This window comes from Phenylobacterium sp., from assembly GCF_016793285.1.
Classification (GTDB): Bacteria; Pseudomonadota; Alphaproteobacteria; order Caulobacterales; family Caulobacteraceae; genus Phenylobacterium.
On sequence record NZ_JAEUMO010000092.1, the window covers coordinates 1 to 24,606 of the forward strand.

23 protein-coding genes are annotated in these 24,606 nt (G+C 68.6%); 6 read left to right on the forward strand and 17 right to left on the reverse strand.

Translation table 11 applies throughout. From position 1 onward, the window contains the following. The coding region (locus tag JNL41_RS09520) for a DUF1800 domain-containing protein (protein WP_293474337.1) at positions 1 to 1,578 on the reverse strand (1,578 nt) is incomplete at its 3' end. 185 nt (positions 1,579 to 1,763) lie between these two features. Here JNL41_RS09520 and JNL41_RS09525 point away from each other — a divergent pair. The 3 genes from JNL41_RS09525 to JNL41_RS09535 all read left to right on the forward strand — a co-directional run bounded on the left by JNL41_RS09525 (position 1,764) and on the right by JNL41_RS09535 (position 5,336). Then, entirely contained in the window at positions 1,764 to 2,783 is a 1,020-nt protein-coding gene (locus JNL41_RS09525) for a calcium-binding protein (protein WP_293474339.1), read from the forward strand. A 108-nt stretch (positions 2,784 to 2,891) separates the two neighbouring features. After that, positions 2,892 to 3,908 (forward strand): right-handed parallel beta-helix repeat-containing protein, encoded by a 1,017-nt coding sequence (locus JNL41_RS09530; RefSeq protein ID WP_293474341.1) that lies wholly within the window; start codon positions 2,892 to 2,894, stop codon positions 3,906 to 3,908. Positions 3,909 to 3,914: 6 nt separating this feature from the next. Next, the gene (locus tag JNL41_RS09535; RefSeq protein WP_293474342.1) at positions 3,915 to 5,336 is read left to right on the forward strand and encodes an oligosaccharide flippase family protein; all 1,422 of its coding nucleotides are present in this window, start codon (positions 3,915 to 3,917) and stop codon (positions 5,334 to 5,336) included. On the opposite strand, the gene JNL41_RS09540 is transcribed toward JNL41_RS09535, so the two are convergent. The 10 genes from JNL41_RS09540 to JNL41_RS09585 all read right to left on the reverse strand — a co-directional run bounded on the left by JNL41_RS09540 (position 5,333) and on the right by JNL41_RS09585 (position 14,400). Beyond that, complete coding sequence (locus tag JNL41_RS09540; protein ID WP_293474344.1) at positions 5,333 to 5,527, reverse strand: hypothetical protein; 195 nt, start codon at positions 5,525 to 5,527, stop codon at positions 5,333 to 5,335. The genes JNL41_RS09535 and JNL41_RS09540 overlap by 4 nt on opposite strands. A 14-nt stretch (positions 5,528 to 5,541) precedes the next feature. Next, on the reverse strand, positions 5,542 to 6,474 hold the full coding sequence (locus JNL41_RS09545; protein ID WP_293474346.1) for a glycosyltransferase family 2 protein: 933 nt from the start codon (positions 6,472 to 6,474) through the stop codon (positions 5,542 to 5,544). 1 nt (position 6,475) lies between these two features. After that, positions 6,476 to 7,345: a glycosyltransferase gene (locus JNL41_RS09550; protein ID WP_293474348.1), complete on the reverse strand. Its 870-nt coding sequence runs from the start codon at positions 7,343 to 7,345 to the stop codon at positions 6,476 to 6,478. 9 nt (positions 7,346 to 7,354) lie between these two features. After that, entirely contained in the window at positions 7,355 to 8,041 is a 687-nt protein-coding gene (gene epsI, locus JNL41_RS09555; protein ID WP_293474350.1) for an exosortase-associated protein EpsI, V-type, read from the reverse strand. Next, complete coding sequence (xrtV, locus tag JNL41_RS09560; RefSeq protein ID WP_293474352.1) at positions 8,025 to 8,915, reverse strand: exosortase V; 891 nt, start codon at positions 8,913 to 8,915, stop codon at positions 8,025 to 8,027. The genes epsI and xrtV overlap by 17 nt, the downstream gene beginning before the upstream one ends. Then, entirely contained in the window at positions 8,915 to 9,592 is a 678-nt protein-coding gene (locus JNL41_RS09565; protein WP_293474354.1) for a CpsD/CapB family tyrosine-protein kinase, read from the reverse strand. The genes xrtV and JNL41_RS09565 overlap by 1 nt, the downstream gene beginning before the upstream one ends. Before the next feature lie 29 nt (positions 9,593 to 9,621). Then, on the reverse strand, positions 9,622 to 10,833 hold the full coding sequence (locus JNL41_RS09570) for a hypothetical protein (RefSeq protein WP_293474356.1): 1,212 nt from the start codon (positions 10,831 to 10,833) through the stop codon (positions 9,622 to 9,624). Positions 10,834 to 10,991: 158 nt separating this feature from the next. After that, complete coding sequence (locus JNL41_RS09575; protein ID WP_293474358.1) at positions 10,992 to 11,828, reverse strand: SLBB domain-containing protein; 837 nt, start codon at positions 11,826 to 11,828, stop codon at positions 10,992 to 10,994. 14 nt (positions 11,829 to 11,842) lie between these two features. Further along, the gene (locus tag JNL41_RS09580) at positions 11,843 to 13,051 is read right to left on the reverse strand and encodes a hypothetical protein (protein WP_293474360.1); all 1,209 of its coding nucleotides are present in this window, start codon (positions 13,049 to 13,051) and stop codon (positions 11,843 to 11,845) included. A 113-nt stretch (positions 13,052 to 13,164) separates the two neighbouring features. Then, complete coding sequence (locus JNL41_RS09585) at positions 13,165 to 14,400, reverse strand: Coenzyme F420 hydrogenase/dehydrogenase, beta subunit C-terminal domain (protein ID WP_293474362.1); 1,236 nt, start codon at positions 14,398 to 14,400, stop codon at positions 13,165 to 13,167. Positions 14,401 to 14,530: 130 nt separating this feature from the next. Between JNL41_RS09585 and welK the strand changes: the two genes are divergently transcribed. Next, positions 14,531 to 15,574, forward strand: a complete 1,044-nt coding sequence (gene welK, locus JNL41_RS09590) for a beta-1,4-glucuronosyltransferase WelK (protein WP_293474364.1) — start codon at positions 14,531 to 14,533, stop codon at positions 15,572 to 15,574. A gap of 60 nt (positions 15,575 to 15,634) precedes the next feature. Further along, entirely contained in the window at positions 15,635 to 17,272 is a 1,638-nt protein-coding gene (locus tag JNL41_RS09595; protein ID WP_293474366.1) for an O-antigen ligase family protein, read from the forward strand. On the opposite strand, the gene JNL41_RS09600 is transcribed toward JNL41_RS09595, so the two are convergent. The 3 genes from JNL41_RS09600 to JNL41_RS09610 form a co-directional block, all read right to left on the reverse strand. Next, entirely contained in the window at positions 17,259 to 18,014 is a 756-nt protein-coding gene (locus tag JNL41_RS09600) for a CpsD/CapB family tyrosine-protein kinase (protein ID WP_293474368.1), read from the reverse strand. The genes JNL41_RS09595 and JNL41_RS09600 overlap by 14 nt on opposite strands. Further along, positions 18,011 to 19,348, reverse strand: a complete 1,338-nt coding sequence (locus tag JNL41_RS09605) for a Wzz/FepE/Etk N-terminal domain-containing protein (RefSeq protein WP_293474370.1) — start codon at positions 19,346 to 19,348, stop codon at positions 18,011 to 18,013. Before JNL41_RS09605 ends, JNL41_RS09600 begins: the two co-directional genes overlap by 4 nt. A gap of 129 nt (positions 19,349 to 19,477) precedes the next feature. Further along, the gene (locus JNL41_RS09610) at positions 19,478 to 20,128 is read right to left on the reverse strand and encodes a PEPxxWA-CTERM sorting domain-containing protein (RefSeq protein ID WP_293474372.1); all 651 of its coding nucleotides are present in this window, start codon (positions 20,126 to 20,128) and stop codon (positions 19,478 to 19,480) included. Between the two features lie 450 nt (positions 20,129 to 20,578). Between JNL41_RS09610 and JNL41_RS09615 the strand changes: the two genes are divergently transcribed. Further along, positions 20,579 to 21,958, forward strand: coding sequence for an AAA family ATPase (locus tag JNL41_RS09615; protein WP_293474374.1), 1,380 nt, complete (start codon positions 20,579 to 20,581; stop codon positions 21,956 to 21,958). A gap of 86 nt (positions 21,959 to 22,044) precedes the next feature. Here JNL41_RS09615 and JNL41_RS09620 read toward each other — a convergent pair whose 3' ends face one another. From JNL41_RS09620 to JNL41_RS09630, 3 genes are all read right to left on the reverse strand, one after another. Next, a complete protein-coding gene (locus JNL41_RS09620; protein ID WP_293474376.1) occupies positions 22,045 to 22,983 on the reverse strand; it encodes an EpsD family peptidyl-prolyl cis-trans isomerase in 939 nt (312 codons plus the stop codon). 94 nt (positions 22,984 to 23,077) lie between these two features. After that, entirely contained in the window at positions 23,078 to 23,638 is a 561-nt protein-coding gene (locus JNL41_RS09625) for an acyltransferase (RefSeq protein WP_293474378.1), read from the reverse strand. A 13-nt stretch (positions 23,639 to 23,651) separates the two neighbouring features. Further along, positions 23,652 to 24,602 (reverse strand): GNAT family N-acetyltransferase, encoded by a 951-nt coding sequence (locus tag JNL41_RS09630; RefSeq protein ID WP_293474394.1) that lies wholly within the window; start codon positions 24,600 to 24,602, stop codon positions 23,652 to 23,654. Positions 24,603 to 24,606 lie beyond the last annotated feature (4 nt).

Genomic DNA, 24,606 nt, shown 5'->3' on the forward strand with positions numbered 1-24,606 from the left:
CGACACGTTGATCGCCCCCACCGCGCCGGCGATGCGGCCGCGCAGGCCCGGCGACATTCGGCCGTTCAGCAGCAGGAGGTCCATCCGGTCGACCAGGGCGTTGGCGTCGCTCGCCACCGCGATCTCGGCGGCATACGCCGAGCGCACGTCGCGCGACGTGCCGATGCCGCCGTCGATCGCCGACTGCATGGTGTTCAGGTAGCCGGCGACGGTCACCTCGTCGACGATCTGGGCCTCCGGCGCCACCAGCCCGGCGTCGCCGACCCGCGTGTTGGGCGGCGAATAGCCCGGCCGGAAGAAGTTGAACACCGACGGCGCCGTCAGCGCCGACTGGCCGAGCGAGGTGTTGCCGCTGGTGGACGTGATCGCCCAGTCGCCGCTGGCCGAGGCGGCGCCGAACGCCCGCGCCCAGTTGGCCAGGCGCACCACCGGCTCGCGCAGCTTGCCGTCGTTGACGCCGTTGCCCACGGCCCGCGCCTCGGGGTCGAGCAGGATCGCGCGGACCACGGCCGCCATGTCGCCGCGCACGCCCTTGCCGTTGTTGTTGAACACCGCCGCCACCCGTCCGACGTACTGCGGACTCGGGTTGCTGGTGACCAGCCGCTGGATCAGTTGCCGGCCGATGAACGGCCCGACGTTCGGGTGGTTGAACAGGGTGTCGAGCGCGATCTTCAGGTCGCCCTGCGGGTCCGGCGTCGTGCTTTCCGGGATCGTCACCCCCAGGAAGCTCTTGGCGCTCGTCGAGTGGAACTGCGGATAGGGGATCATCGAGCGCACGGTGGCGTCGTTGGTCTGGCGGCTGCCACCCCGGAAGGTCCCGGCGTTGGGCGTAGGCGCGTAGTAGCTGTAGCCGGTGAACACCTTGGCCAGCCCGCTGATGTCGGCGGCGGTATAGGTCGGCAGCGGGCGCCCGGAGACGTCGGTCCGCACCGTGCCGTCCGGGTTCAGTTGGCTGACCCCGATCGTCATCAGTTGCATGACCTCGCGGGCGTAGTTCTCGTCCGGATTGCGGCCGGTCGCCGGATCTTCCTTCTGGTTGCCCAGCCAGGTCAGGTAGACGCCCATCATCGGATGCAGCGTCACCTGCTCCAGCAGCGTGCGGAAGTTGCCGAACGCGTTCTGGCCCAGCATGTCGTAGTACGAGCTGGCCCCGCGCAACTCGACGTTGGAATCCACCAGCGAGATCACGAAGATTTCCGACAGCGCCAGCTTCATCCGCTGGCGAAGCTGGTCGGGGCCGGTCACCGCCTGGCGCCAGTACGAGGCGTAGAAGTCGGGCGGGTTCAGCGTCGCGCCGGGATTGGTCAGCCGCAGTTCCGCGAGGGTCGTGTCCATGTCGCCCAGGTGCGATCGCGGCGCCGGCGTCACCATCTGCTGGTCGATCCACTGCGAATAGCCGGCGGCCCGCACCTGGCTGATGGCCGCGTCGGTGGGGCCATAGGTCGCCTGGGCGAGGAACCGCGACGCCTCCGCCGCCGTCGGCGGGCCGTCCGCGCCGCCCGTGCCGCGCGCGCCACTGCACGACGCCACGACCACGGCGGCCAGAACGCCCAGCCAGCGCACGCCCCTGCGCGGCATCTCGCTCCCCAGTCTCAACGCCCCTCAGCCCCGAGCTTCGCTGTTCGTGGACCCGACGTCCACATACAAGCTACTACGACTCCGTCGGTACGATGGCTTACACGTCTTGCGATTTCCGCTCCGTCGGACGGAAAATTCGCGTCTCCGCGTCGAAGGCCTGACATCGGCGCGATCAGGGGGTGGTCATGGCCACGTTCACGGCCGGCGTCGTCGGCGTCGACTTCGACATCCTGGACCTGGGGCCCCTGGCGCTCGCGCCGGTCTCCGGCGCCACGCCCACCTCGATCGGCCTCACGCTCGGCGGCGTCTCGACCCAGATGTTCGGGTCCGGCTTCGCCTTTGCCGCCGCCGGCCCGCCCACGGCCGGGGTCATCAACCGCATCATCGTCGGCGCCGACGCCGGCACGGTCTACGACATCGCGGGCCTCGACCAGTCCGCGGCCCGGTTCCGCGACTGGGTGCTCGCGGGCGACAACGCGTCGGCCAAGGCCGGCCTGTTCGCCGGCAACGACAGCTTCGCCGGCTCGAACTTCGACGATCGCCTGCGCGCCTTCGCCGGGGCCGACACGATGACAGGCGGCGCGGGCGCCGATTTCCTCGACGGCGGCGACGGCGACGACGACGTCTTCGGCGGTCTCGGCGCCGACACCCTGGTCGATCCCGGCGGCGCCAACTACCTGCGCGGCGACGAGGGCGACGACGTCATCGTCGGCGGCGCCGACTTCGACGACATCAACGGCAACATGGGCGCCGACACCATCGACGGCGGCCCGTCGGACGACTGGGTGGTCGGCGGCAAGGACAACGACCTGGTGATCGGCGGCGACGGCGGCGATCTCGTCTACGGCAACCTCGGCGACGACACCTGCGACGGGGGATCCGGCGCCGACACCGTGCGCGGGGGCCAGGGGAACGACACGCTTGCGGGCGGCGCGGGCGCCGACTTCGTCTCGGGCGATCGCGGCGACGACACCATGACCGGCGGCGGCGGCGCCGACATCTTCCACTCCTCGTCCGACGCGGGCGTGGACCGCGTGCTCGACTTCAGCGTCGTCCAGGGCGACCGCGTGCAACTCGACCCCGGAACGACCTTCTCGGTGATCCAGGACGGCGCCGACACCGTAATCCAGATGTCGGCGGGCCAGGTGGTGCTGGTGGGCGTCTCCATGACGAGCCTGCTTGGAAGCAGCATCTTCGTGGGGTAAGCCCCACGGGTCTGCCGCGTATGGTGAGGCCGCCGGATGTCCGATACTGTCGATCGCAAGGGGGCGGATCGGGGCGCGCCCGGGTTCAACGCAAGTCGGTGGCGGCGAATGCAGGCTCTGGGCGGGAAGGTGCTGGGCGCGGCGTTTGCGGCCCTGGTGATCGCGGCGCCGACGACGCCTGCGCTGGCGGCCGTCCGCAACGCGACCCCCGCGACCTTCGCGAAGGTCGTGAGCGAGGCGAAGGGTGGCGATGTCATCGTGATGGGCCCCGGCACCTACGCCGACTTCCGGATCGCCGGCCGGGCGTTCGCCCCCGAACTCACGCTCGACGCGCGGGCCGCGACGATCGTCGCCATGCAGGTCACCAAGAGCGAGGGAATCACGATCCGTGGCGGCGCCTTCCGCCTGGGCCAGCCGCGCCAGCGAAAGGACACCGGCCAGGAGGTGTTCGGCGCGGCGATCCGCTTCGACGACGCGAAGGACATCAAGGTGACCGGCGCCACGTTCGTCGGGCCTGGCCACGCCGAAGGGGCCTACGGCGAGGGCAACGGCCTGCATGTGGTGGTGGGCCAGGACATCTCGGTCGAGAAGAACCAGTTCACCGGCTTCAGGAGCGGCGTGGTGATCACCCGGGTGAAAGGCTTCCGCGTCGCGGACAACACCTCCAGCCTGATGCGCTCGGACGGCTTCCAGGTGTCGAAGAGTTGGGACGGCGTGATCGAGAACAATAGCTGCAAATCGACGCGCGTGCGCAGCGACGAGCATCCCGATTGCATCCAGCTCTGGTCGCGCCCCGAATTCCCGCCCACGTCCGACGTCGTCATCCGTGGCAACCGGATGCAGGGCCCCACCCAGGGCATCGGAATGTTCAACCACGTCCGCAAGGGCGTCGACGACGGCGGCTTCGACCGGATCACCATCGAGAACAACGAGGTGAACGTCTCGCGTCCCAACGGCATCAGCCTGGTCGACGCCCGGAAGTCCACAGTCCGGAACAACAGGATCACCACGATCGACGGAGCCCGGTTCCAGGCCAAGCTCCGGACGCGCGGCGACGTTGCGCGATGCGGCAACTTTGTCGCCTCGTGGGGCGGGCGCGCCGGCATCGACGAACCCAAGTGCTGACCTGACGTGAGACGGGGGGTCAAGGCTTACTTCGCGGCCAATATGGTCGCCCAGGGCGTCGCCCTGCTGCGCTTCATCATCCTGGCGCGCCTGCTCGGGGCCGAGGAACTCGGCCTGGCGGCCATGCTGATCCTGACGTCGCAGTTCTTCCAGGCCATCAGCGACACCGGCAGCGACCGCTTCCTCGTGCAGGACGACGGCGGCGATTCCCCGAGCATGCAGGGGTTCGTGCAGTTCGTCCTGTCGCTGCGGGGCCTGCTCATCGGACTGGCGCTGGTGCTGTTCTCCGGTCTCGCGGCCCAGCTCTACCGGGAACCGCAACTTGCGGGGTCGCTCATGGCCCTGGGCCTGGCCCCCCTGATCGGCGGCTTCATCCATCTGGATTTCCGGCGCGTTCAGCGCGACGGCGACTTCCGGCCCGAGAGCATCGGCATCATCGTCTCCGAAGTCCTCAGCCTGGTCGCGAACGTGGCGGCCGCCTACGTCACACGCGACCACACTTCGGTGGTCTACGGCCTCGTGGTGCGCTCGCTGCTGCTGGTCATCATCTCGCACATCACGGCGACCCGGCCCTACCGCTGGGCCTGGAACCGCGAGGAAGGCCTACGCTTCTCGCGCTTCGCGGCGCCCCTCTTCCTGAACGGTCTCCTGCTGTTTATCGGATCGCAGGGCGATCGGCTGCTGGTGGGCACGAGCTTGGGCGCCACGGCCCTCGGCCACTACAGCGCGATCCTCCTGCTGATCTACTATCCCACCGGCGTGCTGATCCGGTTCCTGGCGGTGACCGCCTTGCCTCAACTCGCCGCGGCGCGCGGGGAGCCCGCGCGGTTCCAGCGCGAAGCCAGCCGGTTTGGAGGGCGCACGACACTGATGGCCCTGGGCGTCGCCGCGGGTTTCGCCCTCGTCGCGCCCATCTTCACGCCGATCTTCTACGGGAAGAGCTTCGCCCAACCCCTTGTGATCTTCGCCCTCATCGGCGCGCTGCAGTCGGCCCGCTTCCTGCGCGTGTGGCCGACCACGATCGCCAACGGCATCGGGCGCAGCATGGTGATCCTGCTCAACAACGTCGGGCGCATGGTGGCCGTACCGATCGCATTGCTGGCGAACGCGGAGTTCCACACGCTGGAGGCGATCGTGATCGGCTTCATCGGCGGCGAGATCGTTGCGATGCTGGTGGCGCTGTGGCTGCTCCAGCGGGCAGGCGCGCTGTCGCTGCGGCGCGAGTTGATCCGCATTGCCTTGTTCCTGGCCGGCTGCACCGCGATCTCGGGCGCGGCCTGGAGCCTGCAGGCAGGGAACTACGTCCTGTCTCTGGCCTTCGGCGCCGGCGGCCTCGTCGTCGCAGCGGTCGTGCTGCGGATGGAACGCGAGGTGCTGGGCGAGCTGATTACGATGGCGCGACGCCGGTTGCTGCCCCGAAAGGCCTAACGGCCCACCTCGATCCGGCGCGGAACGGGCCGGTAGGACATGGGTGTCGGCGGGGCCAGCGCCGCTTCGGCCTCGGCCTTCGCCTGGGCTTCGGCAGCCAGGCGGCGGTCGGAGGCGCGCTGGCTGATCAGGCCCCAGACGACCACCAGGACAATCGCGCCGGCGATCATCAGGAGAGAGTAGGCTTCCATCCCTCGATCCTTCCTCAGGCGCCCGGCTGGGCGGGAATCCACGCCGGGGAGCCGCGACGATTGCGCAGTCCGGCCGCCCAGCCCGCCAGGGCGTAGCCGAGTTGCCGCCACGCGCCGCGCCGGCCGTACCGCGCCAGGAACACGCCCGCCGCACCGGCCGCCACCACCGGCGCGAGCGCCGGCGTCAGGTCGCGGGTCAGCAGGATCCGGTTGCGTTCGTTCAGGTAGATGGGCGTCTTCGGCATCTCACGGAAAGCCCGGTTCGAGCCGGTGGTCGAGCCCGCGTCATGGCGCACACGCGCGTCCGGCGCGAAGCCCAGGCGCATCCCGTGCGCGCCGCCGCGGAGGAACCACTCCACCTCTTCGCAGTAGAGGAAGTAATCCTCGCGCATCGGGCCCACGGCCTCGAAGAACCGACGGCCGATCAGGGCGGACGCGCCGCTGATGAAATTCTGCGCGCGCTCGACCTCGGCCGCGGCGACCGGATCGGACACGAGCCGCCCCCGGCCGATCGACACCGCCCGCCCCAGCAGGCGTTGCCAGCGCCCGCCGTAGGCCTGCACCCGACCGTCGGGGGTATAGAGCGTGCAGCCGACCGCCTCGCAGTCGCCCCGGGCCAGCCGGGCGGCGAGGGCCGCCAGCGCACCGGGCTCGGCCTCGGTGTCCGGGTTCAGCATCCACCAGGCGTCGGCGCCAGGCGCCTGCGCCATCGCGAGGTTGATGCCGCCCGCGTACCCCAGATTGTGCGACGCCTGCACGAGGCGCACGGGCTGGCCGCCCGCGAGCGTGTTCGGCGCCGCGGCCTGCAGCGCCTCGAACGCGGCCGGGCCGCCGTTCTCGCAGACCACGACCTCGAAGTCGGCGTAGGTCTGGGCGTCCAGCGCCTTCAGGCAGCCGGCGATGTCGCGCGCATTCCGGAAGCCCACGATGACGACGGCGACGTGCATCTCAGGCGAGCCCGCGGAACGGCAACTGCAAGCCATGCCCCAGCCGCCACAGACGCAGCCGGTAGAGAATTCCCAACGCCAGCGCCCGCTCGCGCAGCGACGACAACTGTCGCGCGGCCAGCACCTTCGGGGTATGCACGACGGCCGACGCCGGCAGGGCCGCGCAACGCGCGAGCCAGGCGAGCGTCGGCTTGCCCGACCGTCTGTGCAGCAGGAAGGACTCGACGTTGACCCGCCGCCACTTGGCTTCGAGTTCGCTCCAGGTGCGCCGGGCGGGGTGGCCCACGACGGCGTCCGGCGCGTAGCCCAGCGTGAACCCGGCCGCGACCGCGCGGCGCGACCATTCGACGTCCTCCGAGACGCCGTTCGAGAAGCCGCCGACGGCGTCGAAGAGCGTACGCGGGCACATCATGTTGCCGGCCCCGGTGAAGCCCTTCTTGTTGATGTAGGTATCGAAGTCGAAGGCGAAGACCGCCTCGAACGCCTCGGCCGCCGACTTGCGCTGCGGATCGTCGACCAGGACGGTCACCCGCCCGCCGATCAGGTCGAAGCGGTCCAGCGCCTCGAGCCCCTTCTCGAGCCATTGCGGCTCTGCCACGCAGTCGGAGTCGATGAAGGCCAGGATCCCGCCGCTCGTCGATGCGACGCCGGCGTTGCGGTTCGGACCCGCGCCCTTCTCGGCGCAACTGACCAGCCTGGCGCGACCGCGGATCACGGCCTCCACGGCGGCCAGTCCCACCGGCGAGTTGTTGTCGGATACGACGATCTCGAACTCGTCGCGTGGCAAGGTCTGGCGATCGAGCGACGCCAGGCACAGCTCCAGGCCTCCGAGGTCCTGGTAGTGTGGAATGACGACGCTCACCCGGGGCACGGCGGCGCCTCAGGCGATCGCGCGGGCGATGCGCGTGCCCACGAACGCGGGACGGGCCTGCGGCGAGATCGCCCGCAGCATTTCCGGCACGAAGCCATCGAGGATCTTGAATGCCTGGTCCACATCTCCAAGCGTCGAGCAGCGCACCAGGACGCCGTCGGCGACGTAGCCCTCCATCGCGTTCTTCAGGCGCGCGGTCCGTTGGTCGCCGGCGCTCTGGGGCAACCGTTCGCCCAGTCGCGTCCAGTAGAGGATGCTCTCGGTGCGGTCCTCGGTGGTCGCGACCACCCGCCGCGCCGGCAGCATCAGTCCCGACCCCACCGGCAGTTCGGCCGACCGCGTCATCTGCAGAGTATAGCCCACGGCCGGATAGCAGCTCTCGGGTCGATGCAACTGGAGCAGATCGCTTTGCGTGTCGCCGTAGGCGATGAGCAGCATCACGCCGGCGCCGGTGGCGTCGTTGTAGTATGTCCGGCTGATCGTCTCGCTGTAGAGCGTCTTTGCGAGACGGCCCGCCATGTCGGGCGTTATCAGGGCCGCTTCTTCCGACGCCCAGCCACCGAACTGGCGTGGCAGCGCCTCATCCATCGTGCCCTTCTTGAGCAGCACCAGTCTGCGCCTCGGACGCAGCGCCTCGGCGGTCCCGAGCCCGGCAAGGGCCATGCCGCTCAGAATCAGGTCACGCCGACGCATCATGGCTCCTGATCCCCAAGATCCTCGAAGCGACGCTGTCGATGAGGAACATCAGCAGCAGCGACAAAGCGAACAGGAAGAGCCCCGCCGTCACGTGCAGGAAGCCCTGTCCCACGGCGTCACCGAAGAAATAGGTGAGCAGGATCAGGAGGACGATGCGGATCACGTTGGCGAACACCGCAATCGGAATGATCAGCAGCACCAGGAAGAGCGAGTAACGCCAGCCCGCATTGCGCAGCAGGTAGATGTAGAACGTGGTGATCGCGATGAGGCCGATCAGCGAATTGAGGCCCGAGCACGCGTCTTCGACGAGGAGCTGATACGGCCCCACCGTCATCGTCACGCCCTCTCGCACAATCGGGATTCCCATGGGCTCGACGATGCCGAACGACATCGCCGACACGATGAGCTTGAGAGGCGCGGTAAACTCGTCGAGCGCCCAGCCCGGCAGCGGCAGCAGGAGGCCCAGGTACAGGATCGGAAACCAGTTCTTGAGCATCGCGCCCAAGCCGAACCGATCGTAGAGGATGCACAGGCCGAACCCATAGAGACCAGCGGCCTCCAGGCTGATCAGGTCGTAGGCCCGCCCGAAGACGTAGATCGCCAGCGACGCCAGCGCCCCCAGCAGGGTGACCGGTGTCAGCCCCGGCTTGGCTTGGGCTTGCATCGCGGGAAGGTTGCGCCAGAGCAGCCATGCTCCGGTCGCCAGGACGATCGGACCGTGGGCGCCGACTTCCTTGCTCCAGACCTGGACGCCAAGCCGGTAGAGCGTGGGGCCGGCCAGGATCAGGCTGGCGATCAGCAGAGGCGCGTTCGCGGCCCAGCTTGCCCCGGAGGGCTTCGACGGTGTTGCCTCAGCCACGGCTGCTTCGCTCATCAGAGGTCGTTCAGGACCGAACCGATGACGCGGGCTCCGTCCTCCTGCAGCAGCGAGGCGAGTTCGGCGACATCGCTCATCCGCGAGGTGTGCGCCTTGGCCACGATCAGCGCGTAGCCCACGATGCGGGCGACGCGGATTTCGTCGGCGCCGACGTTCGCGGCGGTGGTGTCGATGATCGTGAACTCGAAGTCGCGCAGACACCGCTCGATCAGCGTCTTGAACGACTCGCGCGACAGCAGCTCCTGCGGATTGCTCGCCGCGCCCCCCGAGTACATGACCGACAGGTTCGGGATGACCTCGGCGTGGATGTAGTCGCTGAGCTGACGGTCGTCGGCGGCGATGCAATCCTTGAGGCCCGGCTTCACCGTTCCTGGTCGGATGAAATTCTCCACCTGCGGCGTGCGCAGGTCGGCGTCGATCAGCAACGTGGCGATGCCGGCCTGAGCCAGCGCCACCGCGAGGTTCACCGCCGTGAAGGTGCAGCCCACCCCGGGGGTGGCTCCGACGAACGCGAGGCCGCGGCGGCCGTCTTCCAGGTGGCGCGCCACCATGTGCGTGCGGATCGTCCGGATGGCTTCGGCCTCATGCGGCCGGCCTTCCGTAAGCGTCACCAGATCGGGCGACAGCTCGTACTGCTGCCCCTCCAGCCGGTCGGCTCCGTCCGCCCTCGACACCCTCGATTCCCCTGCTGAAACCGGCGCGTTCATGCCCGCACCGGACGCCCGAGGAGACCTCGCCCGCGCGGCAGAAGCTGCGGAAGGGCGAACCGCCGGCGCTTGCGCGCGGGATTGTGGATGACCGCCAGCACCGGCGCGTTGACGACGGCCTGAAGGTCCTGCGCACTTCGCACGCGGCGGCCGATGAGCTCGATGAGCAGGGCCATCACGACCCCGAGGCCGGCGCCGACGGGAATGGAGGCGCCGAGGGTCAGGCCCTTCTTCGGGAACACCGGCGACTGCGGCGTGATCGCGTTGGCGAGCGGCACGACGCCGGCTTCCAGGACTTCCGCCTCCTGCCGCAGTTGGGCTGCGCGAACGAGCGCCTTGTTGTACTGGTCGCGGCGCAGGTTGATCTCATCTTGCATCAGGCGAAGGCGCTCGACCTTCTCGCGCTGCGCGAGGACCTTGCCCTTCTGCTCCTCGAGCATGCCGCTCGTCGCGCGCGCGGCGCTGATCGCCGCGCCGGCTGCCGCGTTAAGGCTGCTCTGCTCGCGAGCCACCGTCGCCGCCAGCACGGTGCGGCGGTTCTTGGCCGCCACCAGCGTCGGGTGGTTCGGTCCGAGTGACCGAGAGGCTTCCGCGATCTCGGCGTCGAGTTGGGCGAGCGCCGCGGCGCTTGGCGACGTCTGAGCCGGCGCAGCGACCACAGGGGCCCCCGCCTGCGACGCCAGGGCGGCCAGGCGCGCTCCGTCGACGTCGGTCTTGTCGTCCTGGAGCAGGATGCCGCTCGCGCGCTCGAAGCTGGCCTTGTCGGACTCGGCCTTGAACAACACGCCTTTCGCCTTGTTCGCCTGCTCCTCGTACCACTCGGCGTTCCGCCGCGCAGACGCGCGACGGGATTCGAGGGTCATCTCGACGTAAGCCTTTCGCAGCGCGTCGGCGACGTTCTTGGCCTGTTCGGGCGAGAAGGACGTGTACGTGATCTCCAGGATGTTGCTGCCCTGGATCAGTTGGGCGTCCGCGCCGGCCGCGACCTTCTGGGCCGCCCACTTCGTGAAATCGAGATCGAGGTTGGAGTTACGCTGCCTGTACTCCCTCATCAGGTTCGGGTTGTTGCGCCACTTCAGGTCCTCGACCACGCGCCGCGCCACCTGCTGATCCTTCACCAGCTCGATCTGGGTCTTTGTGTAGGCGCGCAAGAACGCGGTGGACATCACCTGCCCGGTCACGGGGTCCGGCTTGATGACGTCGAGCATCACCCGCGACTGGGCTTCATAGCGCGGCTGCACCAGCTCGACCGTCGCGAAGCCGATGACGAACACCGTCACCGTCGAAATGAGGATCATGAGCCGGTAGGCCCACACGATCCTCAGGAATTGGATGATGCTCATGCAGCTTCTCCGCGATCCGGCTTCTAGAAGAGCCGCTCGCCGATTACGATCACGTCACCCGGTTGGATGACTTCATCGAGGCCGATCTTCACCTTTTTGCCCGCGCGGGTGATATCGGCCTTCTTGTCCGAGCCCGACTCGCCCAGGCCGCCGGCCCGCGCAATGGCCATGCGCAGCGTCATCCCAGACGCCATGGGGAACTGCCCCGGCGAGTTCACCTGACCATAGATGTAGAAGGTCTCGGCGGCGGGCACGTAGATCTTGTCGCCGGCCGCCACGTACGGGTCCTGCGAAAGGTCGCCCGTCGCGAGGTCCCGAATGAGGTAGCGCTTCTCCTCGCCGCGCTCGGGCCGGACCATGATGTAGTCGGCGCCGGTGTCGCGGGCCCCGCCGACGCGCGCCATGATCTCGGAGAGCCGATACGGCCGATTGATCGGCACCAGGCCCGGCGAGCCGACCGCGCCCAGCACGGTGACGTAGCGGCTGGCGTATCCGACGACCTCGATCGTCACGACAGGATCGGAGAAGTATCCGCCGGCCTGCAGCGCCTTGCGCACGTTCTCGGCCAGTTCGGCCGTCGTGCGCTCCGCGGCAGGGATCTTGCCGACGAACTGCAGTTGGACGGTGCCGTCGGCCTGGACGCGCGCGCGCCCGCCGAAGTCGGTGCGGCCGAGCAGTCCGATCTGGACGACATCGTCGCGGCCGAGGACATAGGCCGACGAGCCGGTGTCGGCGACGCCGCTGGCGACCGGCGGCGCGCCGCTCGCTTCCGCTGTCGCCGGCTGGGCGTTGGCCGAAACCGACCCACCCATCGCGAGGCAGAGGGCGGTCACCAGGACGGAAATGGTGCGGACGATCATGCGTTCATGAACCCCTAGAATCCGACGTTGGCGGTGATGCCGATACGGTTCGAAGAATAGTTGAAATCTGGAAGGTCGGTCTTCCTGCGTTCGTGTCGCACATCGAAGATGAACGACAGCCTATCGCTTTGCCGATAGGTCACGCCGCCGTAGGTCGTGTTGGTCCGCGACGCCGTCACGACCGGACGCGCGCTGGCCGACAGATCCGCGTTCGAATCCAGATCCTCGATGCGATGTCCCAAATTGATCTTGTACCGACTGCCCAGCCGATAGTTCGCAAGGACCTCGCCGCTGGTGACGACATCGTAGAGCTTTTCAGGGCGATTTGAGGGCTTCACCTGACGCAGCGCGTGCGCCTCGACTTCGATCCTCTGGCCGAACCTGTACTTGGCGTTGGCGCCGTAGGTCGTGCTCGTGAACTTGCGCGGGGTGCCCGGCGGCGCGAACTCGCGCTTGACCTGCGTGCGTTGCGCCAGACCGTCCACCGTGAGGCGCGGCCCGAAATTGCGGCTGTAGGAGACCCCGTACGACGAGGTGAAGAAGCCGTCGCCGACCGGGCGCCCCGGGATGATGCGGTTGGGGAACTCGGTGCCCGAGTAGTTCCAGATCACCCCGGCCTGGCCCAGCGAGGGGTGGGTGTAGGTCAGCGAAACGCTCGCGGTCTCGGTATCGGCGTCGGACGTCTTGCGCAGGGCCGCGGAGTTCTTGACCTGTTGTCGGCCGACCATGGCCTGGAGTCCCGGCCCGATCGGACGCCCGCAGGTCAGCCCCGTCTGGACCGAGGTCGACTGTTGCAGATTGCGCACCGTCAGGTCGTCGGCGTCTGCCAGGTCGCTCTGCCCGGCGCGGTAGCCGGCCGTGATGAGCGGCTGACAGGGACCGACCCGGCCTGTGGCTCCCCCCGTGACATCGGCGCGCCCACGATCGAGACGCGTGTTCTTCCGGTGAAAGTCGTAGCCCGCGGATCCCGTCAGGAACACCGCCTGCTGGCCGAGGGGCTGTACGATGTTCGCGCTCACGCTGGGGCGGAACGTCGTGTCGTCCTTTTCGAGGCCGCGCCGACGCGCGAGCGCGTCGCTGCCGCGCGCCACGTTGCTGTCGTAGAAGGCCTGGGCGCTCGCGCCGAACTCCAGCACACGCTGGCCCACGGTGATCGCCGGCATTTGCTGCGCAATCGATGCGCCGGCTGCAGCCGTACCTACCGCGGCCCCCAGCGCCAGCACCCTAAGTCGCATCGAACCCCGCTCCGGCCATTAGCCTTACTTGCGCTGCGTTTTGCTAACTAGCAGCTAAGATCGTCCACTTGTAGCCCGCCGCCATTGGCCGAGGCGCCGCTCTAAAGCCGGCTCCTGCGCCCGAGCATCGTTCTGCGGAGGGTTCCCACGAAGTTGCGCAACGCCTCGACCAGGGGCGCCCGGCGCGCGGCCTCCAGAACCTTGAGGCCGGCCATCCGCGGCCGCGGCTGCAGCGCCAACGGCAGCGCCAGCGTGCGCGCGAGCACCAACCGCTTGCGGCGCGCCTGCGAGGGCTGCATCGCGTCGATCTCGTTCACCGGGACCGGCTCGGCGTCCAGGCGGCCAGCGCCCAGGGCGGCGCTCAGCAGCCGCTCACCGGCTTCGGTCCGGCTCACGATCAGGCTGCGGCCCTCCTGCTCGTCGAAGGCCGGATAGCCGTCGTCGTCGCCATACCAGGCGTCGGCGCAGGCGATGTCGGCGGCGCCGCCGACGGCATCGGGACAGATCTTGCAGCGGAACTGCACCTCTTTCGACAGGTGCCCACCCCAACTGTCGGGGTACGACATCCGCCCTTCGCCCGTGTCGGTCTCGGCCACGCAGTCCCCCGGCCAGCCGCGCCCCCGGAACCGGAAGGCCCGCACGTCCTCGAAGGCGACGCCCATGGTCTTCAGGATGCGCCGCACGCCGTCATGACTCGGGATGCCGCCGCAGAAGAACGACAGGACAACCTTGACGTGGCGTCCGACGCGAGGGTCCCTCAGCGCCAGTTGGCGCAGCGCAGAGACGTCGCACGGCTTGCCGACGACGGCGAACGCCCCGCCGGCGGCAAGTTCGGCTTCGAGGCCCGCGAGCGGCGAGGAGGCGGTGTAGCGCGAGCCCGCGCGGCGGACGATCTCGGCCGCCGTGCGCGAGACCACGGTCGCATTGCGGGTCGGGTCGCCCTCGGCGGCCGCCACATGCACGACACGGTCGATCAGTCCGGTCTCCAGCGCATGGATGAGCAGGCCCGAGATCGCGCCACCCGACGATCCTTCGAAACGGACCGTCTCGTCGGTGGCGTGCCCGGTGAGCACTCTGCGCCAGGGCCCCCAGTAGGGATGAATCTCTGGCGCGACGCCGGTCCATGGCGCGACGACGGCGCCGGGGCACGAGGCGGCGATGATCCGTTCGGCCTCGGGCGTGACGCCGCCCGACTGCGCGGGTCGCGCATAGCCGGGCGCGGGCTGCTCCATCCGGATGGCGGGCCCGGCCACGGAAGCGCACAGGCCGCACCCCGAGCAGAGTTCGCCCCGAAGCACGCGGGCGACGGTCGGTGAGGTCGCGCCGGACTGCCCCATTCGCTCTACGCCAAAGCTCCCGAACGCCCGTCGCACCGGCAAGGCATCCTCGCCAGACGCCCCGGTCGCCGTGCATTAGGTCGCCAACCGTTCACCATTCCTTACGGCACTTACCGGGAAATACGCCCCGATGGGAACCGCTGAACCGACCGCCGCGAAGTCCGGCCTCCGTATCTGCCTGGCGGCGTCGGGCGGAGGTCATGTGCGCCAGCTCCTCGACCTGCAGCCGGTCTGGGGCGAGTACGACCATTTCTTCGTCACGGAGGACACCGCGCTCGGCGCAAGCCTCGCGCGCGACCACCGCACCCACTTCGTACCTCACTTCGCCTGGGGCCAGGCCAAGCAGGGCTCGGTGTTCCGCATGCTGGGGCTGGCCTTCGCGAGCTTCTTCCGCTCGGCCGCAATCATGCTGCGCGAGCGGCCGGACCTGGTGATCAGCACCGGGGCCGGCGCGGTGATCTTCGCGGTGCTCTGGGGGCGACTGATCGGCGCCCGCGTCGTGGTGATCGAATCGTTCGCCCGCTTCGAGGCGCCGTCTCTGTTCGGACGGATGGCTGCGCCGCTGGCGCACGATCTCGTCGTGCAGTCTGCCAAGCTCGCGCCGTTCTACCCGCGCGCGAAGGTGTTCGATCCCTTCCGCATGCTCGACAAGGCGGCGCCGCCGAAGGACGCGTTCCTGTTCGCCACTGTGGGCGCCACCCTCCCCTTCGACCGGCTCGTGGACTCCGTGGCCGCGGTGGTGGCCGACGGCACGCTTTCGGACGAGGTCCTGATCCAGACGGGGGTCGGCGGCCGCAGGCCGGACGGCCTGCGCGTGGTCGAGACCCTGGGTTTCGACGAGGTTCAGGAACTCCTCAAGAAGGCCCGCGTCGTCGTGTGCCACGGCGGCACCGGCTCATTGATCACCGCGCTGCGCGAAGGCTGCCACGTGATCTCCATGCCGCGGCTTGCCGAGCTCGGGGAGCACTACGACGACCACCAGGCCGAGATCACCGACGCGTTCGTGCAGCGGGGCCTCGTGCTGCAGGCCCGTAACGTCGACGACCTGCGCGCCGCGCTCGCCGAGACCAAGACCCGGACGCCCGTGCTCGCCACCACCGATCCGCGCGAACTGCGGGACTTCCTGGACGGCGTCATCGGCGGCCTGACGCGGCGGGCTGCGGCCGATGCGTAGCTCCCCGGGTCCGGCGCTTGTCCTGCCGCCGACGCCGGACTATCGCTGGCCCACCGCCAGATGATCCGGGCCCTCACAGCACCGTTCCGCCGGCTTGGCCGCCCTTCCGCCGACACGGACAAGGGCGCGATCGATGACGGCCCCCTGCTCGCCGGCTACAAGCGCGCGCCGAGGCGATCGCTGGTCCTCCTGCTGCTCGCGGCGCTCGCGCTCGCTTGTTTCGCCTATGGCTTCATGTTCGGGGTGTCCGCTCCGGCGCGCATGATGCCGTTCACGGTCCCGATCGTGGTGTTGGCAGGTCTCACGATCTGGGCGCTGCCCCCCGGGGACTACGCGCCGACCAAGCTGATCGAGCCGCTGTTCATCGCCTTCTTCGCCGCGATGGTGCTCTGGCCGAACTACCTGGCGATCGCGCTCCCGAGCCTCCCGTGGCTGACGCTGCTGCGGATCATCGGTGTCCCGCTGGTGCTGGTGATGCTGATCTGCGTATCCGTGTCGAAGCGCTTCCGAACCGAGATGAAGGATATCGTCAGCACCGACAAACTCCTGTGGCAACTTCTTGCTCTGTTGGTCCTCATTCAGGCTCTGACGATCGCGCTGTCTTCGGACCCCGGTCAGAGCCTCAATCGCTTCATAATCGCGCAGGTGAACCAGACGGCGATCTTCTTCGCCGCCTGCTATGTCTTCACCCGCGAGCGTCTACTCGAGCAGTGGGTGCGCATGCTGCTCATCATGCTCGTGATCCTCTCCCTCTTCGGACTCTGGGAGTGGCGGCTGCAGCTCCTGCCGTGGGCGGGCCACATCCCCTCCTATCTCAAGGTCGAGGACGAGGCGGTGCAGCGGATCCTGTCGCCGCGGGCGCGGGCGTCGACGGGCATCTATCGCGTGCATAGCACGGCGACCACGCCGCTCGGCCTCGCCGAGATCCTCGGCATGTCGATGCCCTTTGCCATGCACTTCCTGTTCGACCGCTACCCGCTCTGGATGCGCGTGGCGGCGGCGGCCTACATACCCTTCACGGTCAACGTGATCCTCCTGACCGACTCGCGTCTCGGCGTGGTCGCCTCGCTGGCCTCGGTGATCTTCTACCTGCTGATCTGGGCGCTCCTGCGCTGGCGCCAGAACCGCGACAGCGTCTTCGGTCCGGCGATCTCGCTGGCCTATCCGGCCATCTTCACGGGCTTTGTCGCCGCGACGTTCTTCATCGGCCGCCTGCGCGCCCAGGTGTGGGGCGACGGCTCGCAGCGGGCGAGCACCGAGAGCCGCATCGACCAGTGGATCATGGGCATCCCCAAGATCATCCGGAACCCCCTGGGCTACGGCCTCGGGCGGGGCGCCGACGAACTCGGCTTCGCCAACGGCGCAGGGGTGATCACGATCGACTCCTACTTCCTCAGCGTGCTCCTGGAACTCGGCGTGCTGGGCTTCATCGTCTATTTCGGCTTGCTGGCGCGCGGAGCGTTCGTCGGCGCGCGAACGGTGATCTCGTCACGGCTCGACCAGGAGCTTCGGCTCCTCGTGCCGCTGTCGGTGACGATCATCAACTTCATCATCGTGAAGTCGGTTTTCAGCCAGGACGCCAACCACCCGCTGATCTTCATGATGCTGGGGGCCATCGTGGCCGCGTCGTACCGGGCCAGGAAGGCCGAGCAGGCCTCAGCCTCCCAGGTTGCGAGCGACGCCCCTACGCCCCGTTGAGGATCGTTCCGACCACGACCGCGCCGTCCTGAACAAGTTCCTGCCGTAGCTTCGCGACGTCGTCGACGTAGCTGGTGCTGCGACGCGCCACGATCATCGCGTAACCCACGGCCGCCGCGATCACGCGGGCATCCGCCGAGCGGTTCGACGGGGGCGTATCGACCACGAGGCAGGTAAACTCCCGCATCGCGCGTCGGACGAACGCGTGGAAGCGCTCGCCTGTGAGCAATTCCTGGGAGTCGGCAACGGCGGCGCCGGCATAGGTCAGGGAGAGACCCGGAAGGACGTCTTCGTGAATCAGGTCGATGAACTCGCCTTCGCCCGATCGCAGGTGCGCCTCCAGACTGACCGGCACGGCGGACGGCCGGATGTAGTCCGACAGGGAGGGTTGCCTGAGGTTCGCGTCGACGAGCAGCGTCGATACGCCCCTGTCGGCCATGGCGACGGCCAGATTCGCCGCCACGAAGCTGACTCCCGCGCCACGCGCCGCGCCGCACATCACAAGGCCGCGGCGCCCCGCCTCGACATGCCGGCTGACCACGGCGTCGGCGCACTCGCGCAACGCGTCATCCTGCCTGGAGTGCGGCGCAGACAGGACGACGAGATTGGGCGAGAATTCGTACTCGCCGTCGGACAGGCGAGCGTTGGGCGCGACCTGGGCGACCGGGCGCGCGCGATCCTTCCGCAGTTTGCGCGCCTTCTCGGGCCTCGCATCCCTCTTGCTCCCGGGGCGGAGCATCAAGCCGCGACGGCTCGGCGGTGACGCCAAGGCCGTCGCCGCATCCAGGCCGCAGCCCTGCGGCGGACCTGGGGCGCCGTCGGGATCTGGCCGAACAACGGCGCCTCGGCCGCGACCTGAAGGTCTTCCGCCCTGCGGACCCTGCGCGCCATCAGCTCGGTCATCCCGGCGATGAGAACGCCCAGCACCAGGCCCAGCGCGCCCGATCCGCCGAGGATGAGCAGCGGGTTGGGGAACACCGGTTTCGGCTTGGCGCTCGCCGGCCCGAGCGGCGTGATGCTCGTTTCCTTGGCCGTGGACATCTGGCGCAGTTCGGCGGCCTGCTTCAGCATCTCATTGATCTGGAACGTGTAGCCGTCGATCTCATCCTGCATCAGCCGCAGCTTCATCACGTCGACACGCTGGCTCAGCACCTTGGACTTCTGCGCGTCGGCGAGCTGGGCGGCCAGCCGGTCACGTGTCGCCACCATTGCCGCCATCTGCTGATCGCCTGAGCCGATCCTGTCGACGTTCAGCTTGAGCTGGTCGCGCTGGGCTTCCAGCGTCTTCAGCGCCGGGTTGTTGGGCCCCAGCACACGCCTCGCTTCCGTGAGCGCCGACTCGGCCTCCGCCAGGCGCACCGAAGCCGCGGTATAGTAGGGTTGGCTCACGTAGCTTCGACCGTCGAGCCGCAGCATCTGCTTGAGGCGCGCGCTGTCGACGTCGAACTTCTTGCCTTCCTGCATCACGATGCCCGTGGACTTCTCGAGAGCCGTCTGCCGGTCCTGCGCCTGCTTGAGTTCGGCCGAGACCTTTTCCGCACGGGCCATGAGGTTGTCGGCGCCAGCCTGCGACGAGATCGCTCGCTGTGCGATCGTCCCCTGGACATAGGCCTCCCGGACGGCCTCTACGACGACCTTCGCGGCCTGTGGATCCGGCGCGCGGTAGCGGATCTCAAGGATGCTGCTGTCTTCGACCGGCACGGCGTTCAACGCACCCATGATCCGTTGCGCCACCCACATCGGGTACTCCGGCTTCCCGTCGGGGAGCGCGTTGTAGGCGTCGAGGAGGTCCGGGTTGTCCATCATGCCCAGGGACTCAACTGCGGGTATCGCCACCTGGTAGTCGCGGATGAAGCTGAGTTGGGAATTGACGTAGGCGTTGAGCATCTTGTTCGGCACCTGCGCCCCGGTCACCGGGTCGGGCTTCACGTAGTCGAGGATGACCCGGGCGGAAGCTTCATAGCGTGGCACCGAGGTGATCTGGACCGTAAGGCCGCCGGCAAGGCAGGCCAGCGTCGAGGCCAGGATGACCACGCGACGCCCCCACAGCACGTCGAAGATGTGCCCGAGCTTCATCTGCGCAAAGAACTCCTGGCCGCGACGTTCGGCTCTGGACCGCAGGATGTACGCAAACCGTTGAGAACGCCCAAACGAAAACCGCCGCCCTGGGGGGCGGCGGTTCGTAATCCGTACTGGATGTCGCGATCAGGCCGTGGCCAGCTTGCGACGCTGGGTGCGGAGCACCGCACCGGCGCCGCCGAAGCCCAGGATCATGAGCGCCCAGGTGCCCGGTTCCGGGACGGCCGTGCCGATGGTCGGCGACGCGCTGCGCTGCGAGTTCGGCGAGTTCGGCGCGGTGATGATGTACTTGTGCGTGACCGAGTAGGTGCCCGGCGCGCTGAAGTCGAAGAACGTCGTCAGGTTCAGGTTGGCCGAACCGTTCGTGTTGTTGTTGAAGCCACCGATCTGGGTGCCGGCGAACAGTTGGTTGCTCGCGGAGACCAGGGTCGACAGGTCCGAACTGACCGGGCCACCGACGTTGTTCGTGGTGTACGACTGGTACTGCTTCGCGCTCAGCGGAGTCAGGTCGGTACGGGTCACGAACACGACGATCGAGGCGCCGCCGGTGTTACGGGCGTTCACATCGACCGCGTCGCTGTGCAGGATGCCCGGGCGCGGCGGAGCGTCGCCACGGACAGTGACGGTTTCGAAGCCACCGCAGTCGGCGACGTTCGTGCAGTCACGGGCGTAGTTGAACGTGCCGTCGTCGAGATCCGAGAAGACGTTCGAGATCGTCGCGCCGCCATCGAGCGAAATGCCGATGAACACGGCCGCTTGAGCCGAAGCCGCGCTCATCGAGAGAGCGGCGGCGGCGCCAGCGAGAAGCTTCGTAAGAGTTTTCATTTCAGCACCCCATTTAACTTGTCGTTCACCCTAGAGGCGGCGGAAATCCCTGTCATCCACCTTCCCCTGGCAGGCGAGTTGAAGGACCCTATTGCCAGAAAACGCCACAAATTTTGCAGGCCCTTCAGGCCGCGGAGAGACCCGAAATGGGCCAACCCGCCACGAAAACCGCAAAATTCGTGCCGTACCTACCACGTCCCGGCCCCCGTGGCGAGAAGCTTAACCAACCATTAGACGGATGCGGCCGCCTCCTGGATGCAATCCGGATGCAACTCGGCGATTCCGCCCCGGCGTGGCATTAAGCAAACAGAAGGCAGCACCGGGGCACTAAGGCGTCCGTGTGCTGATCGCGTGCGTAGGGCGTCTGTAGGCGAACGCGCGCGCGGACATTGGAGAGCGATCTTGGCAGGCTGGAATCCCTTCAGGCGGAAGACCCCCGCGAAAGCCGCGCGCGCCGAGGCGCTGCCGACGGCGGTCGTGAAGCCGCTGATCCGCGAGGCGCACCGCCGCGGCAACGAGGGCGGCGGCCTGCCGCGCTTCAACACCACCGCCAGCGACCAGATGAGCGGCCGCGGCGGCGACCGCTTCGCCCTGGTCCGCGCCAAGCTGCGCCATGCCTTCACGCCGTCGCAGCCTGTGGCGGATCGTCGCCTGTTCGCCGGCCGCGACGACACGCTGAAGACCATCATCCGCGCGATCGAGGACCAGCGGCTGCACGTCGTGCTGTACGGCGAACGCGGGATCGGCAAGACCTCGCTGCTCCACGTCCTCAGCCAGGCCGCCAGCGAGGCGCGTTACATCGTCGTCTACACGTCCTGCGGCGCGAACTCGAACTTCGACGAGACGTTCCGCGCGGCCGCCGCCGAGATCCCGCTTCTGTTCCACTCGGGCTTCTCGCCCACCGCCGAGGTCACCGAGAAGGGCTCGACCCTCGCCGACCTGCTGCCGAGCGAGCCGCTCTCGCCGCGCAAGTTCGGCGATCTGTGCGCCAAGCTCACCGGCACGCGGGTGCTGATCATCCTCGACGAATTCGACCGCGCCGAGTCGGGCTCGTTCCGCCGCGACGTCGCCGAGCTGATCAAGAACCTGTCGGACCGCCTGGGCCGGGTGCAGCTCGTGCTGGCCGGCGTGGCCGCCGACCTGACCGAGCTGGTCGAGCACATCCCGTCGATCCGCCGCAACATCTTCGCGCTGCGCGTGCCGAAGATGTCGGAAGGCGAGGTCATGCAGATCGTCGCCAACGGCGAGCGCGAGGCCGACCTGAAGTTCGACACGCCCGCAGGGGCCTTCGTCGTCGAGGTGGCCCGGGGATCGCCCTATATCGCCAACCTCATCTGCCACCACGCCGGCCACGCGGCCCTGGACCAGGGCCGCGCGACGGTCTCGCCGGCCGACGTCGCCAACGCCGTGGACCGCGCGATCCTGGAGTTCCAGGGCCGCATCCCGACGCCGGCGCAGGCGCGCGTGCGCCGCCTGTTCGAGCAGGGCCGCCAGGACGCCCTGGCCATGACCGCGCGCGCGGCGCTGGCCGCCGACGGCGTCTTCGACAGCGCCGACCTCGAGAGCAGCAACGAGATCACCGCCCGCAAGGCCCAGGAGGCTGTCGAGGTGCTGGTCGCCGAGGGACTCGTGAAGCCGTCGCCGGGCGACGGGCCCTCGCAGCGCTACGCGTTCGTCGAGGAAGGCCTTCCGACGCTCATCTGGATGATCTGGGCCCAGCGCAACCTGAACCGCGAGCCGCAGGCGCAATCCCAGCCGACCCGGGCCGCCACCGCCTCCTGATCGGACCGTTCACGGCACAAAGAACAAGGCCGGCCCCGCGGGGCCGGCCTTTTTCGTCTGCGATCCTTCGCGGGACTGCGAGCCGGCTACTTGGCCTCGGGCGTCGCCGGGGCCGCGGCCGCCGGGGCCGCGGCAGGCGCGGCGGCGGCCGGAGCCTTCGCGGCCGGGGCGGCCTTCTTCTCCGGCGGCGGCTTGAAGGCCGGGTTGTAGGTGATCTTCGGCTCGGCCGCCTTGCGCAGGTCGGCGAGCTGCTTGCCGACGCTCTGCTGCGCCTTCTGGCCGCGGAGCGCGTTCATGGCGTAGGCGTTGGCCACCGTGCCGGTGAGCGGCGCCGAGCGGCTGGACGAGACCTGGTTGAAGAGCAGCGCGCCGCCCTGCGGGATCACGAAGATCTCGCCCGGAGGCAGGTTGTTGATCCCGGCGACGAGGCGCGGATCGGCCGACAGCGTATCGAGCACCGCGGCGTTCTCCTGGTACTGCACGCCCTCGCTGTCGAGCAGCGCCTTGACCTCGCCCAGCGTCTTGAGCGGGCGCAGCCGGTCCGGCGTGATCTTGCTGGGCGCGGCGATGACCTGGTCGACGAACAGCACCCGGCGGTTCGCGAACATCTCGGGGTGAGACGACACGAAGGCCTCGGCCTCGGTGCGGCTGGGCTGGGCCAGCTTGGCCGCCAGCTTGCGCTGGTAGAGCTGGGCCAGCAGCGTCTCCTCGCCGCGCTTCATCTGCAGCGTGAAGTCGGTGGTCTTGTCGAGCTTCTCGTCCTTGGCCTTCTGGGCCAGCAGGCGGCGCATGATGATCCGCTGCAGCGCCTGCTGCTGGGCGGCCTTCATCACGGCCGGATCGCGCGATCCGAAGTTCCCGAGCTCGGCGCGAAGCTCGAGGTTCGTGATCTCCTCGCCGTCGACGGTCGCCACGACCTGGCCCTTGGCCTTGCCGCCCCCAGCCAGCTTCTTGATCTGGTCGCAGCCCGTGAGCCCCATCGCCGCCACCACGGCCACCGCCGCAAACAGCTTCGTCGCTTTCAAGTGTCCCTCCGTCCCCTCCCCGAGGGGTCAATCATGAGATGCTACAGTATAGGAACTCGCCCGGAAATCTGTTCAGGCGTCGCACCAACTGCGATCAGCCTTCCGGCCCGGCAGACGGGGGCGTCGGCGCCTTCTGAGCCGCCTTCGCACCCGGTGCGCCGAGCGGTCGAACCTTGCGCGCGAATTCCTTTACTCCAAGAAAACCCATGGGAACCTCGGTCCGGGCGATCGCCACGGCCGGATTGCCCTGCACGATGGTCAGCGGCGGCACCGAGCGCGTCACCACGCTCCCGGCCGTCACCACCGCCCCACGCCCGATAACCACGTTGGGCATGATGATCGCGCCGACCCCGATGTAGGCGCCTGCCTCGATCTTCACCCCCGCCGACTCGCGGAAGTGCGCGATGATCGTCGACCGGATGCCGATCAGCACGTCGTCGCCGATCTCGACGAGCCACGGCTTGTTCGTCTCGATGATGGCGTCGTAGCCGATCCACACGTTGTCGCCGATCGTGACGCCGCGTGCGCGGTGCAGCTTGACCCGCATGCCGCTGCCGCCCGGCAGGAACCTGGCCATCAGTTGATAGACGCGGTTCCAGAATCCGCGCCAGCGGTTCGCCTCGCGAAAGCCGTATCGCAGCTTCTCCTCGGTCATCCGCCGCAGCCCCTCAGAACACGTCCATGTACATCGAGCCCAGATTCGACTCAGGACGAACGTCACTGTTCCAGCTCGACAGATACGCATGCAGCACACGCGCGGACGGCTTGAAGTGCGCTTCCGCGAAAGGCGTGAGGTCGGCCCAGCCGGTCTGCGGCGCCACCGCCAGACGCGCGCCACGCAGGCGCGCCTTGGCGATGAATGCGGCCACCAGCTCCTTGCGCTCCCCGGCCTCCAGGTCGCCCCAGAGGATGTCGTCGATGAAGAGGCACAGTGGACGATCACCTTCGGCGACCTGTTGAACGTAGCCGGCGAGCACGCCCTGACGTGGACCGCGCGCCAGACGCACGGCCAGAGCGCCCTCGCGCCGGTTGACCTGCCAGTCGGCCTCCTCGACCGTCCAGCGGCGCCGCAAGTCGGCCTTCGGCGCGCGAGCCGCCAGATCGGCCAGCGCCGGCGCGAGCATCGGATCGTCGGCCTCGCCGCCGTCCTCGCCCTTTCTCGGCAACAGGATGCGCGAGATGAAGCGCACGCTTTGCACGCGGGCCGTCGGCACGGCCATCGCGTCTGTGCAACGCTGGACGACGCCGTTCATCGCGCCGCCGTCCGCGCAGTAGAGAAGCGTGGCGTCGTGACCCTCTGCGCGGGCGCGCTCGATCAGCGCCGCCATCAGATCGAAGGCGATGCCCTCTCCTCGGCGCGTCGGGCTTACGCTGAAGAACGACCCCACGACCACGCTGAGCGGCCGCCCGCCGCATTCCGCGGGCCGCGGTAGCCCCGCCGCGAAGCCGACCGGAGTCTCGCCGTCATAGAGGGTCGGCGCGAGCCTGGGCCCGGCCCCCGGGTAGGCCAACATCGAGCGAAGGAAATCAGGCGTGTAGAGCAGCGCCTGGTCGACATCGGCCCAGGCCGCCTGCACGGCCTCGGCGAGACCTTCGTATCCGCCTCGGAAGTCCTCCATCACG